At 52.8% G+C, this 16,529-nt stretch carries 16 protein-coding genes and 1 pseudogene; 10 read left to right on the top strand and 7 right to left on the bottom strand.

Annotation, left to right across the window (positions count from 1 at the left end; all coding sequences use genetic code 11):
• Positions 1 to 11 precede the first annotated feature (11 nt).
• Complete coding sequence (gene prc, locus DD597_RS14685; RefSeq protein WP_003859896.1) at positions 12 to 2,060, top strand: carboxy terminal-processing peptidase; 2,049 nt, start codon at positions 12 to 14, stop codon at positions 2,058 to 2,060.
• Between the two features lie 193 nt (positions 2,061 to 2,253).
• Positions 2,254 to 3,135, top strand: coding sequence for a protease HtpX (gene htpX / locus DD597_RS14680; protein WP_003859899.1), 882 nt, complete (start codon positions 2,254 to 2,256; stop codon positions 3,133 to 3,135).
• A gap of 51 nt (positions 3,136 to 3,186) precedes the next feature.
• On the opposite strand, the gene DD597_RS14675 is transcribed toward htpX, so the two are convergent.
• Positions 3,187 to 4,560 (bottom strand): MFS transporter, encoded by a 1,374-nt coding sequence (locus tag DD597_RS14675; protein ID WP_129256338.1) that lies wholly within the window; start codon positions 4,558 to 4,560, stop codon positions 3,187 to 3,189.
• 178 nt (positions 4,561 to 4,738) lie between these two features.
• Between DD597_RS14675 and kdgR the strand changes: the two genes are divergently transcribed.
• On the top strand, positions 4,739 to 5,530 hold the full coding sequence (kdgR, locus tag DD597_RS14670; RefSeq protein WP_003859903.1) for a DNA-binding transcriptional regulator KdgR: 792 nt from the start codon (positions 4,739 to 4,741) through the stop codon (positions 5,528 to 5,530).
• Between the two features lie 63 nt (positions 5,531 to 5,593).
• Here kdgR and DD597_RS14665 read toward each other — a convergent pair whose 3' ends face one another.
• Positions 5,594 to 5,833 (bottom strand): YobH family protein, encoded by a 240-nt coding sequence (locus DD597_RS14665; protein ID WP_003859905.1) that lies wholly within the window; start codon positions 5,831 to 5,833, stop codon positions 5,594 to 5,596.
• A 160-nt stretch (positions 5,834 to 5,993) separates the two neighbouring features.
• Between DD597_RS14665 and mgrB the strand changes: the two genes are divergently transcribed.
• From mgrB to rlmA, 6 genes and pseudogenes are all read left to right on the top strand, one after another.
• Positions 5,994 to 6,137 (top strand): PhoP/PhoQ regulator MgrB, encoded by a 144-nt coding sequence (mgrB, locus tag DD597_RS14660; RefSeq protein ID WP_003859906.1) that lies wholly within the window; start codon positions 5,994 to 5,996, stop codon positions 6,135 to 6,137.
• A gap of 74 nt (positions 6,138 to 6,211) precedes the next feature.
• Positions 6,212 to 6,499 (top strand): YebO family protein, encoded by a 288-nt coding sequence (locus tag DD597_RS14655; RefSeq protein ID WP_003859907.1) that lies wholly within the window; start codon positions 6,212 to 6,214, stop codon positions 6,497 to 6,499.
• A 668-nt stretch (positions 6,500 to 7,167) separates the two neighbouring features.
• A pseudogene (locus tag DD597_RS14650) lies at positions 7,168 to 7,312 on the top strand (DUF2627 domain-containing protein).
• 12 nt (positions 7,313 to 7,324) lie between these two features.
• A complete protein-coding gene (gene cspE, locus DD597_RS14645) occupies positions 7,325 to 7,534 on the top strand; it encodes a transcription antiterminator/RNA stability regulator CspE (RefSeq protein WP_001062678.1) in 210 nt (69 codons plus the stop codon).
• A 216-nt stretch (positions 7,535 to 7,750) separates the two neighbouring features.
• Positions 7,751 to 9,496, top strand: a complete 1,746-nt coding sequence (ftsI, locus tag DD597_RS14640) for a peptidoglycan glycosyltransferase FtsI (RefSeq protein WP_129256337.1) — start codon at positions 7,751 to 7,753, stop codon at positions 9,494 to 9,496.
• 39 nt (positions 9,497 to 9,535) lie between these two features.
• Positions 9,536 to 10,351: a 23S rRNA (guanine(745)-N(1))-methyltransferase gene (rlmA, locus tag DD597_RS14635; RefSeq protein WP_045329821.1), complete on the top strand. Its 816-nt coding sequence runs from the start codon at positions 9,536 to 9,538 to the stop codon at positions 10,349 to 10,351.
• Here rlmA and mntP read toward each other — a convergent pair.
• The 5 genes from mntP to manX all read right to left on the bottom strand — a co-directional run bounded on the left by mntP (position 10,348) and on the right by manX (position 14,502).
• A complete protein-coding gene (gene mntP / locus DD597_RS14630) occupies positions 10,348 to 10,914 on the bottom strand; it encodes a manganese efflux pump MntP (RefSeq protein WP_022651435.1) in 567 nt (188 codons plus the stop codon). The two genes, rlmA and mntP, sit on opposite strands and share 4 nt — an antisense overlap.
• 400 nt (positions 10,915 to 11,314) lie before the next feature.
• Positions 11,315 to 11,773 (bottom strand): DUF986 family protein, encoded by a 459-nt coding sequence (locus DD597_RS14625; RefSeq protein ID WP_003859912.1) that lies wholly within the window; start codon positions 11,771 to 11,773, stop codon positions 11,315 to 11,317.
• Positions 11,774 to 11,827: 54 nt separating this feature from the next.
• A complete protein-coding gene (locus DD597_RS14620) occupies positions 11,828 to 12,679 on the bottom strand; it encodes a PTS mannose transporter subunit IID (RefSeq protein ID WP_006810994.1) in 852 nt (283 codons plus the stop codon).
• A gap of 12 nt (positions 12,680 to 12,691) precedes the next feature.
• A complete protein-coding gene (gene manY / locus DD597_RS14615) occupies positions 12,692 to 13,492 on the bottom strand; it encodes a PTS mannose transporter subunit IIC (protein ID WP_003859914.1) in 801 nt (266 codons plus the stop codon).
• 47 nt (positions 13,493 to 13,539) lie between these two features.
• Entirely contained in the window at positions 13,540 to 14,502 is a 963-nt protein-coding gene (gene manX / locus DD597_RS14610; RefSeq protein WP_129256336.1) for a PTS mannose transporter subunit IIAB, read from the bottom strand.
• A 463-nt stretch (positions 14,503 to 14,965) separates the two neighbouring features.
• Here manX and yoaE point away from each other — a divergent pair, with 463 nt between their 5' ends.
• Entirely contained in the window at positions 14,966 to 16,525 is a 1,560-nt protein-coding gene (gene yoaE / locus DD597_RS14605; RefSeq protein ID WP_003859916.1) for a CNNM family cation transport protein YoaE, read from the top strand.
• Positions 16,526 to 16,529 lie beyond the last annotated feature (4 nt).

Below are 16,529 nucleotides of genomic sequence, written 5' to 3'. Positions count from 1 at the left end.
CCGAGCCTGGCATGAACACTTTTTTTAAGCTCACCGCGCTGGCTGGCCTGTTTGCTATAACAGGCCACGCTTTCGCTGTGGACGATATTACGCGTGTTGATCAAATTCCGGTTCTCAAGGAAGAGACTCAGCACGCGACGGTGAGTGAGCGCGTGACGTCGCGCTTTACTCGTTCGCACTATCGTCAGTTCGATCTCGATCAGGCCTTTTCGGCCAAAATCTTTGACCGTTATCTGAACTTGCTGGATTACAGCCATAACGTACTGCTGGCCAGCGATGTCGAACAGTTCGCTAAACGCAAATCCGAAGTGGGTGATGAGCTGCGCTCCGGAAAACTCGATCTGTTCTACGATCTGTACAACTTATCGCAAAAGCGCCGTTTTGAGCGTTATCAATACGCGCTGAAAGTGCTGGAACGTCCTATGGACTTCACCGGCAACGACACCTTTAATCTGGACCGCAGCAAAGCGCCATGGCCGAAAGACGAGGCTGAACTGAATGCGCTGTGGGATGGAAAAGTCAAATATGACGAACTGAGCCTCAAGCTCACAGGCAAAGACGAGAAAGAGATCCGTGAGACGTTAAACCGTCGCTACAAGTTCGCTATTCGCCGTCTGGCGCAGACCAACAGTGAAGATGTTTTCTCGCTGGCGATGACCGCGTTTGCGCACGAAATTGATCCGCACACTAATTATCTCTCTCCACGTAACACCGAACAGTTCAATACCGAAATGAGCCTGTCTCTGGAAGGTATCGGTGCTGTGCTTCAGATGGACGATGACTACACCGTAATCAACTCCATGGTGGCCGGTGGCCCTGCATCGAAAAGCAAAGCGATCAGCGTAGGCGACCGTATTGTCGGTGTGGGCCAAACCGGAAAAAGCATGGTGGACGTGATTGGCTGGCGTCTTGATGACGTAGTTGCGCTGATCAAAGGGCCGAAGGGCAGCAAAGTTCGCCTGGAGATCCTGCCAGCCGGTAAGGGGACCAAAACCCGTATCGTTACTCTGACCCGTGAGCGTATCCGTCTGGAAGATCGCGCGGTGAAAATGTCGGTGAAAACCGTGGGTAAAGAGAAGGTTGGCGTTCTGGATATCCCTGGTTTCTACGTCGGCCTGACCGATGATGTGAAAGTGCAGCTTCAGAAGCTTGAAAAGCAGAATGTCAGCAGCGTGATCATTGACCTGCGCAGCAACGGCGGCGGGGCATTGACCGAGGCCGTCTCGCTTTCCGGGCTGTTTATCCCGTCTGGCCCGGTGGTACAGGTGCGCGATAACAACGGTAAAGTGCGTGAAGATGCGGATACCGATGGTGTGGTCTACTATAAGGGGCCGCTGGTGGTGCTTGTCGATCGCTTCAGCGCCTCTGCATCGGAAATCTTCGCTGCTGCCATGCAGGATTACGGCCGGGCGTTAATCGTCGGCGAACCGACGTTTGGCAAGGGCACCGTTCAGCAGTACCGCTCTCTGAACCGTATTTACGACCAGATGCTGCGCCCTGAATGGCCGGCGCTGGGCTCAGTACAGTACACCATTCAGAAGTTCTACCGCGTCAACGGCGGCAGCACGCAGCGCAAAGGCGTGACGCCGGATATTATGATGCCGACAGGTACCGAAGAGACGGAAACGGGCGAGAAGTTTGAAGATAACGCGCTGCCGTGGGATAGCATTGATGCCGCGACATTCGTGAAATCGGGTGATATGAAACAGTTCGGACCGGAACTGCTGAAAAATCACAACGATCGCATCGGGAAGGATCCGGAATTCCAGTACATCATGAAGGACATCGCGCGTTTCAACGCCCTGAAAGCAAAACGGAACATTGTGTCTCTGAACTACGCTCAGCGTGAGAAAGAGAACAATGAAGATGACGCGACACGTCTGGCGCGTATCAACGATCGCTTCAAACGTGAAGGCAAGCCTCTGCTCAAAAAACTGGACGATCTGCCTAAGGATTACCAGGAGCCCGATCCGTATCTGGACGAGACGGTGCATATCGCGCTTGATCTCGCGAAGCTGGAAAAAGAGAAACCTGCTGTGCAACCTGCTCCGACAAAATAATCCCCCAACAGGCACAAGAAATTGTGCCTGTTTCTTTTTGTTCCTCATCCTTCCGTCAGGCAGATTTCCAATTGTGTAAAGTTGTGTCTTTCTGGTGACTTACGCCGTCTGGATGCTTGAAAATAGCCGTAATACCCATACGATGTGGGTAATCGCATAGTGCGTTTTGTTAAACTGAGGTTAAAAGAATATTATGATGCGAATCGCGCTCTTCCTGCTCACCAACCTGGCGGTGATGGTGGTATTCGGGCTGGTGCTAAGCCTGACGGGAATTCAGTCGAGCAGCGTTCAGGGTCTGTTGATTATGGCGCTGCTGTTTGGTTTCGGTGGCTCTTTCATTTCACTGCTAATGTCGAAGTGGATGGCACTGAAATCCGTGGGCGGTGAAGTTATTGAGCAACCGCGTAACGATATGGAGCAGTGGCTGATGAGCACGGTTGCTCAGCAGTCAAAGCAGGCGGGCATTGCCATGCCGCAGGTAGCCATCTACCACGCGCCGGATATCAACGCGTTTGCTACCGGTGCGCGTCGTGACGCGTCCCTGGTGGCCGTCAGCACCGGTCTGCTGCAAAACATGAGCCGTGACGAAGCGGAAGCGGTTATTGCTCACGAGATCAGCCACATCGCCAACGGCGATATGGTCACCATGACCCTGATCCAGGGCGTGGTGAACACCTTCGTTATCTTTATTTCCCGTATTCTGGCGCAGATTGCTGCCGGGTTTATGGGTGGCAACCGTGATGAGGGTGAAGAGAGCAACGGCAACCCGCTGATCTATTTTGCTGTTTCAATGGTGCTGGAGCTGGTGTTCGGTATCCTGGCAAGCATTATTACCATGTGGTTCTCCCGTCATCGTGAGTTCCATGCGGATGCCGGTTCCGCGAAACTGGTGGGTCGTGAAAAGATGATTGCTGCGCTGCAACGTCTTAAAACCAGCTACGAGCCGCAGGAAGCAAACAGCATGATGGCCTTCTGCATCAACGGCAAGTCAAAGTCGCTGAGCGAGCTGTTTATGTCTCACCCGCCGCTGGATAAACGTATTGAAGCGCTGCGTAGCGGCGAATATCTGAAGTAACGTAATCGGGTTGAAAACAACCGGGCAGGAGTCCTTCTCCGCCCGGTTTTTTTATGCCTGCGCCTTTGGCTGGGTGACACGAAGACCGCTAATGACAGCCGCGAGGGTCGCCAGTGTCCCTGCGGTAATCAGCGCAACGTGTGTCGCATTCTGCCCGGCCAGGTTAAACATCAAGGCTACCAGTGCGGCCCCGGTGCTTTGCCCTAACAGTCTTGCCGTGCCCAGCATCCCGCTGGCGCCACCGCTGCGATGACGTGGGGCAGAGGTGATAATCGTGTGGTTATTAGGGGACTGGAACAGACCAAAACCGGCCCCGCACAGGATCATGCGCCAGATAATATCCAGATCCCCTGGCGAGGCGGGCAGGAGCGCCAGTGCAAACAGTCCCACCGCCATGACAACCAGCCCAATCGCCCCCAGAAGCCCGGCATGAACGCGCTCAATAAGGTAACCGGCCAGCGGGGCCATCACCATGGTTGCCAGAGGCCAGGGCGTGAGCAGCAAGCCTGTTTCCACTTCCGAACGGCCAATCACGCTCTGCAAAAAGAACGGCAGCGCAACCAGCGCCAGCATCTGGGCGCAGAACGAGCAAATGGAGGTACAAATGGATAGCGAAAACAGCGGAATACGCAGCAAATCCACCGGCAGTAACGGCACGGGCAGCGCCAGCTGACGTCGTACGAAGAAAAATCCGATGATAAGCATGGCAACGATTTCTGCGGCAATGAGCGACAGAGACTGCCCCTGAGCAAATCCGCTCAGCGCGGTAATAAGCAGGCCAAAGGTCAGCGCGTTCATCACGGCGCTGGGCAGGTCAAAACGCGGCATGGTGTTTTTCGGACCATTTTCCGGAAGATAGCGCAGGGCGAAGAAGATCGCCACAATACCCAGCGGCACATTAATGGCAAACAGCCACTGCCACGAGGCAACGGACAGAATGGCGGCGGCAATCGTCGGCCCGGCAGCGGACGACACGGCCACAATAAAGGAATTAATGCCCATGCCGCGCCCCAGGTGGCGGTGAGGATAGATAAGCCGTATGAGGGCCGTGTTCACGCTCATTAGCGCCGCGCCGCCAAAGCCCTGCGCGATGCGCGCCAGGGTGAGGGTGTGCAGTGAATCGGAAAGGGCACAGAAGAGCGAGGTGAGGGTAAAGACCACCAGCCCGCACTGGTAAACCCGGCGATAGCCAAACATATCGCCCAGGAAAGAGAGTGACAGGAGGGAAATCACAATTGCTATCTGGCACGCGTTCACAATCCAGATGGAGCTTGCGGGAGAAGCATTAAGGTCTTTTGCAATGGTAGGAAGAGCAACGTTGGCAATCGCACCGTCAAGGACAGCCATCGAAATACCGATGACAATAGTGGCAATTGCCCCGTACCTCTGCGGTAAGGGCAGGCCATCAGAAACGTTTTTTTGCATGGGAAAAGAATGACTCAGCGTGAAATTATTTTCAGAGTAACTATTTTAGCATCGTTATTTCGGTTTTATGTCGCAGATTTGTAACGAAGTAAACCCAGATAGATTGCAGCACGCATCACACGAATTTATAATAAAAACCGGTTCTGATTTTTATAAAACACTCTCCATGAGGTGATAAATGGCAATCGCAGATTTGGATAAGCAGCCAGATTCTGTTTCTTCCGTGCTGAAGGTGTTTGGCATCTTGCAGGCGCTCGGAGAAGAGCGTGAAATTGGTATTACAGAGTTGTCGCAGCGTGTGATGATGTCGAAAAGCACCGTTTATCGCTTTTTGCAGACGATGAAATCATTGGGTTATGTCGCGCAGGAAGGAGAATCAGAAAAATATTCTCTGACGCTGAAACTGTTTGAACTGGGCGCCCGCGCTTTGCAAAACGTGGATCTGATCCGCAGCGCTGACATTCAGATGCGTGAACTTTCACGACTGACGAAAGAGACAATTCACCTCGGTGCGCTGGATGAAGACAGCATTGTTTACATCCACAAAATTGACTCCATGTACAACCTGCGCATGTATTCACGCATCGGTCGTCGTAACCCGCTCTACAGCACCGCAATTGGTAAAGTACTGCTGGCCTGGCGCGATCGCGAAGAGGTGAAGCAGATCCTTGACGGGGTGGAGTACAAACGCAGCACCGACCGCACCATTACCAGTACGGATGAACTGCTGAGCGTGCTGGATAATGTGCGTGAGCAGGGTTACGGGGAAGATAACGAAGAGCAGGAAGAGGGGCTGCGTTGCATCGGTGTGCCGGTATTTGACCGTTTCGGCGTTGTCATTGCGGGCCTGAGCATTTCGTTCCCAACGCTGCGTTTCTCTGAAGAGCGTCTTCATGAATATGTGGCGATCCTGCATACCGCAGCGCGCAAAATTTCAGAGCAGATGGGCTATAACGATTATCCGTTCTGATCGACGCTTTCAATAAAAACGCCGCAACAGTGCGGCGTTCTTGTAAGCGAAATTCAACGCTGATTAACCGTTATCAATCACATCAGATGATTTACGCAGCACAGGACAGTTGGTTAACCCGATGATCCCGCTGTCGGAATGAATGTACTGCGCCGTGCTTACCCCCCGGGCGGTAAGATATTTACACTGGATACCCAGACCCGCGGCATTTTCTTTGCTTCCCATTAATACGCCGTACCCACTTAATAACAGGCCGATCCACACAATGGCCAGTACAATTACTGTACGAATAAGTAAACGCATCGTTGCCTCTTTTTTCTTTGTTGTCATGGAGTAAGCGTAACGGGTTTACGCAGTGAAACAAGTGCACGATTCCGAAAAGCGTCTGTTGAAGGTACAGTTAGCCCCTGTTTAAGATAACCGTGATAACCTGGCTGCATCAGGTCTTAAGACGGAGTGTGGAGTGAAAAAAATACGCTGGGTAATTCTGATTATAGTGTTGATAGCTTGTGTGGTGCTGTGGACGCAGACTATCAATGTGATGTGCGATCAGGATGTACAATTCTTTAGCGGCATTTGTTCAATCAATAAGTTTATCCCCTGGTAGAGGCCATTTTTACGCTGAGTGATGTCCTTACGTGGCGGCAGTGGTAAAATGACTGTTTTTACTGAGGTGGTGAAATGGGTGAGTTACTGAATTCGGGGCTGCTGAGCATTGCATCCCTGGTAATGTCTTTGGTGGTGTTGGTCGTTGGGCTGGTACTGTGGTTCTTCGTTAACCGCGCCAGCTCCCGCACAAACGAGCAGATTGAACTGCTGGAAGCATTGCTCGATCAGCAGAAACGGCAGAATGCGTTGCTGCGTCGTCTGTGCGAAGCCAACGAGCCGGAGGAGAAAGCGGTACCTAAGGACGCTGTTGCTCAACAACAGGACGAGGAAGACTTCATTCGCCTGGTAGCCGAACGATAGTTTGCCCGGAAAGGGAGGTGGCCTGACGTACGGCGTAAATCCCCTCCCTTATCAAATGTGATCCACAACATCCCAACATATAATTAAGCAGCAGTTAACTATTGTTTCAGCATACTGAAAACTGGTGAATATTTATCCTTATTCGATAATTACCGTTTCGTTGAATAAATTGTGTGTTTTATCTTTCCCGAAGTGTTTTATTTTTATCGAAACGTTTTGCTTGCCTTGTTTTGAGGCAGAGTCATAAAAATTTCATTATTTTGGTGCAGAATAACGCTAATTAAATGGTGGATTTTAATACAATTAGCAAAATGTAATTAACATCGTATATTCCCTGACACATGTCGGTGCGTTGCAATGTTTTCAGCATAACTTTTCACAAAATGTTCTAACTCAGTCATTCTTTTAAAGAAAATCAGGGATTGGGATGGACGCTTTGAAATGATTGAGCTATGTTTAAAAAGTCTTTGATTACAGGGCGCGTCAACGCACCCTGCGGGCAGTGAGGTCAGGTAGCGCTTCATTTGACAATTCGCATAACTGTGCAGATTGTTATGGAGTAACACCTGAATTTGTGCGGCGGATCGAGACATGTTTAAAAATGGCTTGCCATATTAAACGTTGTGTGTGATAACACGTTTTGGGTCAAACGAGGTACAGTTCTGTTTATGTGTGGCATTTTCAGTAAAGAAGTCCTGAGTAAACACGTTGTCGTTGAATACCGCTTCTCTGCCGAACCTTATATTAGTGCCTCAAGCAGTAATGTCTCAGTTTTATCTATGTCAAAGCCCGCGGGCTAAGAAAACACTCTAAGGAATTTTGCAAATGGCAAAGATTAAAGGTCAAGTTAAGTGGTTCAACGAGTCTAAAGGTTTTGGTTTCATTACTCCTGCTGACGGCAGCAAAGACGTGTTCGTACACTTCTCTGCAATCCAGGGTAACGGCTTCAAAACTCTGGCTGAAGGCCAGAACGTTGAGTTCGAAATTCAGGATGGCCAGAAAGGCCCAGCTGCGGTTAACGTAACTGCTATCTGATCGAATCACTGCTGACTGAAGCGCTCAGCGCTTCGATCTCAGACATAAGCCTCGCCGATGCGGGGCTTTTTTATTCGCTTATTTTTCAAAATATTACGTAATCCTCCGCTGTTATTATCTTGTTGCAAACCCTCGAGATTATTAGCATTGTTTTCCCGCCTTCTTATCCGCTTTTCCCGTTAAATCAGGGCGTTGATCAACAGCCCTGGGGTTAAGGTGAAAAAAAAGACAATAACGACCACCGGAAACTTTACTCCGGCACGTTTTGCACTTCTGTGTCTCGCTATCTTTTGTAGTCTTGCGTTTCTGCTGGGCCGCGTGGCGTGGCTGCAAATTATCAAACCGGATAATCTGGTTAAGCAGGAGGATATGCGCTCCCTGCGCGAAGTGGCGATAGACGCCCCGCGGGGGATGATTGTGGACCGTGAAGGACGACCCCTTGCGGTGAGCGTACCTGTCCAGGCCGTCTGGGCCGATCCCAAAACAGTGCTGGAAAAAGGGGGGATCGGTTATGATTCGCGCTGGCAGGCCCTGGCAAATGCCTTACACCTTTCTCTGAGCACGCTCGCATCGCGAATCAACAGTAACCCGCACGGGCGATTTATTTACCTTGCCCGTCAGGTTGATCCCTCCCAGGCAAAGTGGATCGATAAGCTGCGTCTTCCGGGTATCAACCTTCGCGATGAGTCCCGCCGCTTTTATCCTGCCGGGCACGTGGCGGCGAACCTGATTGGCTTCACCAATATTGATGGTCAGGGCATTGAGGGTGTCGAGAAAAGCTTCAACACGCAGCTTACCGGGAAGGCAGGCGTGCGGCTGGTCAGGAAAGATCGCTACGGACATGTGGTGGAGAACCTCACGGAGGTGGCTCCCGTACCTGCACATAATATCCAGCTTAGTATCGATGAACGCCTGCAAACTATCACCGAAGACGCGCTGTATAATGCCGTGGCGTGGAACAAAGCTGAGTCAGGCGCGTCGGTGCTAATTAATATCCAGACGGGCGAAATTCTGGCGATGGCGAGCTTCCCCGACTTCAACCCCAACAACCGGGAAGGGGCAACGCTGGATGATTTTCGCAATCGCGCGATCAGCGACACCTTTGAACCTGGCTCGACCGTTAAGCCTCTGGTGCTGATGACGGCGCTACAGCAGGGGCTGGTACAGCCTGACAGCGTCATAGACACGCATCCCTACACCATTGATGGCCATCGTATCCGCGACGTGGGCTACTACCCCGAGCTGACGATGACCGGCATCCTGCAAAAATCCAGTGACACGGGCGTGTCCCGTCTTTCGCTGGCGATGCCTGTGCAACGGTTACTGGATACCTATAAACACTTTGGCTTTGGCGAGAGTACCGGGCTTGGCTTAACGGGAGAAAGCGCAGGTTTACTGCCGCAGCGGAAATTCTGGAGCCAGTTAGACCGGGCGACCTTTGCCTTTGGATATGGCCTGATGGTAACCCCCCTCCAGCTGGCGCATGTGTATGCCACCATCGGCAGCTATGGCATTGAACGGCCTCTGTCCATCACCCGAATCGATCCGCCGGTGATTGGCAAGCGGGTGATGCCCGAGGAAATTGTTCACGAGGTGGAGCACATGATGGAGAGCGTCGCGTTACCCGGCGGTGGTGGAATCAAAGCGGCGGTGCGTAACTATCGCGTGGCGATAAAAACCGGGACGGCCAAAAAAATCGATGAACACGGTAAGTATGTGGATAAATACGTCGCCTATACCGCAGGCGTTGCGCCTGCCAGCGATCCCCGTTTTGCGCTGGTGGTGGTGATTAACGATCCGCAAAACGGTGCCTATTACGGCGGGGCCGTTTCCGCGCCCGTTTTCAGCGAAATCATGGGGAACGTTCTGCGTCTGGAAAACGTAAAGCCTGACGGGCTGCCGGCAGATTCTGAACATCTGATCGTGATGCATCACCCAGCCATTTATAACCCTGGCGAATAGCGGTACACTTCGCCTTTTGGTTTACGCCCTGGAGCTGTCATGTCTTTCAGTTGTCCCCTTTGCCACGCGCCGCTGACGCGCGCGGAGAAAACGTTTATCTGTCCACAGGGACATCAGTTTGACCGGGCGAAAGAGGGCTATGTAAATCTTCTGCCGGTACAGCACAAGCGCTCCCGGGACCCGGGTGACAGCGCGGAGATGATGCAGGCGCGCCGGGCGTTTCTCGATGCCGGGCATTATCAACCGCTCAGGGATGCCGTTGTCGCCTTACTCCGTGAATATCTGACAGAAGGCGCATCCGCCATGCTGGATATCGGCTGCGGCGAAGGTTACTACACCGCCACGTTTGCTGACGTGGCGGCTGAGAAGGGCGCCGAAACGTACGGGCTGGACGTATCTAAAGTGGCTATCCGTGCGGCAGCCAAACGCTACTCAGCGGTAACGTTCTGCGTGGCCTCCAGCCACCGCCTGCCGTTTGAGGAAGCGAGTATGGACGCCGTGGTGCGTATCTATGCGCCGTGCAAGGCTGAGGAGCTGGCGCGCGTCGTTAAGCCCGGTGGCTGGGTTATCACCGTCACGCCAGGGCCGCGTCATCTGCTGGAGCTAAAAGGGCTGATCTATGATGAAGTTCACCTGCATGCGCCTCACTCTGAACAGCTGGCAGGCTTTGCGTTAAAGCAGGCGCAGTCGGTAGCATATGAAATGATGTTGCAGGGAAGTGAAGCGGTGGCGTTACTGCAAATGACGCCGTTTGCGTGGCGGGCAAAACCAGAGGTGTGGGAAACGCTGGCAGCGCAGACAGAATTTCGCTGCCAGACGGATTTCAGCATCCATTGCTGGCAGCGCGAAGGTTAACCCGCGAAGTGTGCCCAAAGGATTTGGGCACCAATCCCGATCAACACGATACCGCCCAGAATTTCGGCGCGTTTGCCTAACAGCGGGCCAATGAACCGACCCACCATCATCCCCAGCGTTGACATGATCAGCGTGGCGCAGCCAATCGCCAGCGCGGTGGCGATAATATTGACCTGCAAAAACGCCAGACCGACACCCACGGCCATTGCATCCAGGCTGGTTGCGATGGCGGTTGTCACCAGAAGCCAGAAGCCGTGGCGTTGCAGCGGCGCATCATTTTCATCGCCGTTGCCACGAAAACCTTCAATCACCATACGTCCGCCGAGGAACACCAGCAGCACGAAAGCAATCCAGTGATTCCACTCCAGCACAAACTGGCTGGCGAGCATCCCCAGTCCCCAGCCGATAAGCGGCGTCAGCGTTTCGATAGCGCCAAAGATGAGACCGGTACGCAGGGCTTCGGAAAATTTAGGTTTATGGAGAGTGGCACCTTTGCCGATAGAGGCGGCAAATGCGTCCATGGACATGCCAAAAGCCAGAAGGATCGTAGCGGAGATATTCATAAGAGCGTCCAGACCGGGGATATCCATATGACACATCACTGCCCCCAGTAAACAGCAGTTGATGTATCTATGGTCTCGCCTGATCGCTTCTGGCACAGAAATGGGCTTAAAAACGATCCGTACGCGCCACGTTTTTCAACGAGTATGTTGACACGTACATTTCCCGCAGGCAGGAAATCGGCTACTCCCCAACGACGGGCGCAACCTTAACATATTTTGAGAATATAAAACAACAACGAAGATGGCTTTATATAGCCACTATGTTGATAACGATTTTCATTTAGATTTATGCGTGAAAATATCGTTAATAAATATAAGTCAATTAACAGAGGAGATATAGCACCGGCTATATTGCTGGTTCAAGAATAATGCAATATATAGCCGATGCTATAATGATAAATCATTGAGTTTTAACAAGTAATTTGTATATCTTTTCCAGGTCATCAATATTTCTGACCCGGATGAGCAGGCGGCGTTGTTCTAATTGCATCACCAGAACCCCGTCTTCGGATAAATTCATCTCTTTAATACGGTTATATTCTATCCAGACATTGGCGAAGAAGAATCCGTGTTTTTTAAAAATGAGTTTTGGCGAGCGGATCCAGAACAGGTAAATCGCCATTAATGCCAGCGCACATAATAACCATGTGGTTAATATTGCGCCGTGGCTGGTCACATTATTGTAAATGAGGATGACTACCAGACCGGCGAAGATAAACGCATCAATACGTCCACGGCGTAAGAGGGGAAGGGTCAGCAGCGTCTCGCCGTGGCGGCGAGGCATAATAAACTCGTCATAGATCGCGTAAGCCAGAAGGGCAACAATAAATAAAACCAGTACGGTGTCCGTGACAGTCATTCATCCTCCAGATAAAAAGACCGGGGGCAAGCCCCCGGTCAGTAACGCATTTTATTACAGACCCAGCAGGCCGACAGCGTAGCCCGCGATACCGATGACGAAGAAGCCAACGATGATCCAAAGCGGGTTCACTTTCTTACGCAGCAGCCACATACAGGCGAAGGTTAACAGCAGCGGTACCAGGCCCGGCATCAGCTGGTCCAGAATGGTCTGCACGGTGGTAACGCGCGTCTGACCATCCTGACCGGTGATCGTTGATACCACCAGCGGGATGTTTACGTGCGTCCACTTGTTAACCAGCGCCCCCATTACAAACAGGCCGAGAATTGACGCCCCCTCAGTCAGTTTTTGCAGGAAGCCGCCGCCCATATCCTTAACGATATCCACACCTTTACGATAGCCGTACGCCACGCCGTAGTAACGGGTCAGCAGACGCACCGCGTTGAACAGGATGAAGAACAGCAGAGGACCGAGCAGGCTGCCGCTCATGGCGATCCCGGCGCCCAGCGCCGCAAAGACCGGACGCACGGTACCCCAGAAAATCGGGTCGCCCACGCCTGCCAGCGGCCCCATCAGACCAACTTTGATACCGTTGATGGCACCATCGTCGATTTCAGCCCCGTTCGCACGCTGCTCTTCCATCGCCAGCGTCACGCCCAGAACCGGCGCCGCAACATAAGGATGGGTGTTGAAGAATTCCAGATGACGCTTAATTGCCTGACGGCGTGCTTCGTTGTTTTCCGGATACAGGCGTTTGATGGCCGGCACCATGGAGAAGCAGAAGCCGAGCGCCTGCATACGTTCGAAGTTCCATGAACCCTGAAACAGGTTAGAACGGATGAACACGCCACGAATATCACCCGGAGTGAGTTTTTTCTCAGTGGTAGTTTTTGTCATATCAACCATTTCGCTCACCTGTTAGTCCAGTTCGTTATCGAGATCGTTGTTACCAGCAGCCTGCGCAGGGGCACCCGCGACACGGTTGTATTTCGGGCTGAGCTGGATATAAAGAATCGCCATCACCGCACCAATCACACCCAGCGCAACCAGGTTGAAGTTGGTGAACGCAGCGGTAACGAAGCCGAGGTAGAAGAATGGCATCAGGTAGCCCGCGCGCATCATGTTGATGACCATCGCATAACCGACCACCACGATCATACCCCCGGCGATATTCAGACCGCTGGTGACCACTTCAGGGATCGCATTCAGCATGCCCTGAACTTCGCTGGTACCGACAGAAATCGCCACGATAACCGCAGGGATCGCGATACGCATCGCTTGCAGGAACAGGGAAGAAACGTGGATCCAGGAGAGCGCGGTGAGGTTGCCGTTTTCGGCCGCCTTATCCGCCGCGTGCTGGAAGGCCACGGTAATAGTACGGACGATAATGGTCAGCACCTGACCCGCTGCGGCCAGCGGGATGGCCAGCGCGATACCGGCACCGATACTCTGATGACCGGCGATAACCAGAACGGTCGAAATAATGGACGCCAGTGCGGCATCAGGCGCAACCGCCGCACCGATGTTCATCCAGCCCAGGGCGATCATTTCCAGGGTACCCCCGATGATGATACCGGTTTTCATGTCACCCAGAACGGCACCAATCAACGTACAGGCCACCAGAGGGCGGTGGAACTGAAATTCATCAAGTACGGACTCCATACCCGCAATACACGCGACGATGAACACCAGCACAATCTGAAGAGTAGTAATCTCCATTGCACTTCTCCTATTACATAAGCTCTATATGAAAAACCGGCCCGGGCTTATTTCCCCACTTTGCCGATCAAATCCATCATTTTCAGTTTCTGATCCGTGGAAACCTTACGGGCTTCCAGCTCGATACCGCGTGCATTCAGCTTGTTGAAGGCCTCGATATCTTTCGCATCCACTGAAATCGCGTTGTTGACCTGCGTTTTGCCCTGACGGAAAGCCATACCGCCAATGTTAACGGAGGTGATTTTCACGCCGCCTTCAACAATGCGTTCAACGTCTGTCGGGTTGGTGAACAGAAGCATCACGCGTTCGCCCGCGTATTTCGGGTTGTTGTAAACGCGGATCATTTTGGCGACATCCACGACGTGCGCGGTGACGCCCGGCGGTGCAACCTGGGTAAGAAGGGTTTTACGGACAGTGTCGGCGGCCACTTCGTCACTGACCACGATGATGCGTTGTACGTTGGTCTCTTTGGTCCAGCGCGTCGCCACCTGGCCGTGGATCAGACGGTCATCAATACGCGCAAGGCCGATAACCATGTAATCGTTCGGACCCATTGGCTTCGCCGGTGCAGCGGCTTTTGGTGCAGCAGGGGCAGGGGCAGGTTTTTCAACCGGCTGCGCTTTCAGCGCCTTCACCCCTTCGCGACCGGTTTCCACCGCCAGCGCCACCAGCTCGTCAAAGCCTGGGTTGTCGTCACGCGCCATGAAGGTTTCCACCAACATCGGGATATTCACCCCGGCGACGACTTCATAATGCTCTTTATCGACGACAATGCGGCTGGCAGCGTTGAACGGGCTGCCGCCCCATGTATCCACGAGAAACAGCACGCCTTTGCTGGTATCCAGCTTCTCAAGCTGAGCAGTGTATTTTTCAATCAGCGTCTCGACATTTTCACCGGGAACGAAATCGATCCAGCCGACGTTTTCCTGCTCGCCCAACAGCATTTCTGCCGTTTTGAGTAACTGCTCCGCAGCCCAACCATGTGTGCCTATGACAATAGCAATGGTCACTTGCTAGCTCCTTTTATTATCATTTATACGTCTGCCAGGCAGGCGTACTGAGAATCGTATTGGCGAACCGAATCGATTCAGATAAGGGTTAGAGTTCAAAAAAACTAAGACTTCCGCGAATTATTTTAGATAGTGAAAAAATAATTTATGTGATGAAGATCCGTAATTTAGCTACGCCTTACAGATTTTTCTCTAAGATAATCCGCGTGTGTTACAGAAGTTTGCAAAGGAACGTAAATCTTTGCTAAAAACCAATTGTCTCTGATATGTTTAGCGTCCGTTTAATTATTCAGGAGTATAGGGCTACAGCCCACTATATGGACCGTCACCGACGTCAGTCATCTTCCAGGCCATTCCGCGCCTTAATCACCGGCGATCTTCGCCACGCATCGACTCTCATTCCCTTTGAAATGCCCGACATTAGCGGGGCACCGTTTTGTCATTCCTTTAGCAGGAGCGTGTCATGGAATTCTTAATGGACCCGTCAATCTGGGTAGGCTTGCTTACGCTGGTCGTGCTGGAGATCGTTCTCGGTATTGATAACCTGGTGTTTATCGCCATCCTCGCAGATAAACTGCCGCCGAAACAGCGTGATAAAGCCCGTCTGATCGGCCTCTCACTGGCGCTGATCATGCGTCTGGGCTTACTGTCTGTTATCTCGTGGATGGTCACCCTGACGAAGCCCCTGTTCACCGTCATGGATTTCACCTTCTCCGGCCGCGATTTAATTATGCTGGTAGGGGGACTGTTCCTGCTGTTCAAAGCCACAACAGAGCTGCATGAACGGCTGGAGAACCGGCAGCACGATGATGGCCACGGTAAGGGTTATGCCAGCTTCTGGGTGGTTGTTCTCCAGATTGTGGTGCTTGATGCGGTCTTCTCACTGGATGCGGTGATTACGGCGGTCGGCATGGTGAACCATCTGCCGGTGATGATGGCGGCGGTGGTGATTGCGATGGCGGTAATGCTGCTGGCGTCGAAACCGCTGACGCGTTTCGTCAACCAGCATCCGACGGTCGTTGTGCTGTGTCTGAGCTTCCTGCTGATGATTGGTCTGAGCCTGGTGGCAGAAGGGTTTGGCTTCCATATTCCGAAAGGCTACCTGTACGCCGCGATTGGCTTCTCGATTCTGATCGAGCTGTTTAACCAGATTGCGCGCCGTAACTTTATTAAGCAGCAGTCGAATCAGCCGCTGCGAGCCCGTACCGCAGATGCGATTCTGCGACTGATGGGCGGGCGTCGTCAGGTGAACGTGCAGGCTGATAACGAGAACCGCAACCCGGTTCCGGTGCCGGAAGGCGCGTTTGTGGAAGAAGAACGCTACATGATCAATGGCGTGCTTTCGCTGGCTTCCCGCTCCCTGCGCGGTATTATGACGCCACGCGGCGAAATCAGCTGGGTGGACGCCAACCTGAGCGTCGACGAAATTCGTCAGCAGCTGCTCTCCTCGCCGCACAGCCTGTTCCCGGTCTGCCGGGGTGAGCTGGATGAGATCATCGGTGTGGTACGCGCGAAAGAGATGCTGGTGGCGCTGGAAGAGGGCGTTAACGTCGAGGCCGTAGCGGCCGCGTCGCCCGCTATCGTGGTGCCTGAAACGCTGGATCCGATCAACCTGCTGGGCGTATTGCGCCGTGCTCGCGGGAGCTTTGTTATCGTCACCAACGAATTTGGTGTGGTACAGGGCCTGGTGACGCCGCTGGATGTGCTGGAAGCCATTGCCGGTGAATTCCCTGATGCGGATGAAACCCCGGAAATCGTTGCCGACGGTGACGGCTGGCTGGTGAAAGGCACCACCGACCTGCACGCGCTCTCGCACACGCTGGGCGTCGAAAACGTGGTCAATGATGATGAAGATATTGCCACCGTGGCGGGGCTGGTGATCTCCGTTAACGGGCAGATCCCGCGTATCGGTGATGTGCTGGAGCTGCCGCCGCTGCAAATTACCATCGTCGAAGCCAACGACTATCGCGTTGATATGGTGCGTATTGTTAAAGAGCACTCTGCGCACGACGAAGAAGAGTAACGTT

Origin of the sequence: Enterobacter cloacae complex sp. 677-3DZ2D5B, assembly GCF_004136695.1 — a bacterium.
Taxonomy (GTDB): Bacteria; Pseudomonadota; Gammaproteobacteria; order Enterobacterales; family Enterobacteriaceae; genus Enterobacter; species Enterobacter hormaechei_C.
The sequence above is the reverse complement of the archived record's forward strand: the minus strand, read 5'-3'. Positions and strand labels throughout refer to the sequence as shown.

What these genes read in the sequence shown, in the direction of transcription:
- htpX (WP_003859899.1), top strand. Translation starts at nt 2,254, where the DNA reads ATGATGCGAATCGCGCTCTTCCTGCTCACCAACCTGGCGGTGATGGTG.
- yoaE (WP_003859916.1), top strand. Translation starts at nt 14,966, where the DNA reads ATGGAATTCTTAATGGACCCGTCAATCTGGGTAGGCTTGCTTACGCTG.
- manY (WP_003859914.1), bottom strand. Translation starts at nt 13,492, where the DNA reads ATGGAGATTACTACTCTTCAGATTGTGCTGGTGTTCATCGTCGCGTGT.
- DD597_RS14655 (WP_003859907.1), top strand. Translation starts at nt 6,212, where the DNA reads ATGGGTGAGTTACTGAATTCGGGGCTGCTGAGCATTGCATCCCTGGTA.
- DD597_RS14665 (WP_003859905.1), bottom strand. Translation starts at nt 5,833, where the DNA reads ATGCGTTTACTTATTCGTACAGTAATTGTACTGGCCATTGTGTGGATC.
- rlmA (WP_045329821.1), top strand. Translation starts at nt 9,536, where the DNA reads ATGTCTTTCAGTTGTCCCCTTTGCCACGCGCCGCTGACGCGCGCGGAG.
- mntP (WP_022651435.1), bottom strand. Translation starts at nt 10,914, where the DNA reads ATGAATATCTCCGCTACGATCCTTCTGGCTTTTGGCATGTCCATGGAC.
- cspE (WP_001062678.1), top strand. Translation starts at nt 7,325, where the DNA reads ATGGCAAAGATTAAAGGTCAAGTTAAGTGGTTCAACGAGTCTAAAGGT.
- prc (WP_003859896.1), top strand. Translation starts at nt 12, where the DNA reads ATGAACACTTTTTTTAAGCTCACCGCGCTGGCTGGCCTGTTTGCTATA.
- kdgR (WP_003859903.1), top strand. Translation starts at nt 4,739, where the DNA reads ATGGCAATCGCAGATTTGGATAAGCAGCCAGATTCTGTTTCTTCCGTG.
- DD597_RS14620 (WP_006810994.1), bottom strand. Translation starts at nt 12,679, where the DNA reads ATGGTTGATATGACAAAAACTACCACTGAGAAAAAACTCACTCCGGGT.
- DD597_RS14625 (WP_003859912.1), bottom strand. Translation starts at nt 11,773, where the DNA reads ATGACTGTCACGGACACCGTACTGGTTTTATTTATTGTTGCCCTTCTG.
- DD597_RS14675 (WP_129256338.1), bottom strand. Translation starts at nt 4,560, where the DNA reads ATGCAAAAAAACGTTTCTGATGGCCTGCCCTTACCGCAGAGGTACGGG.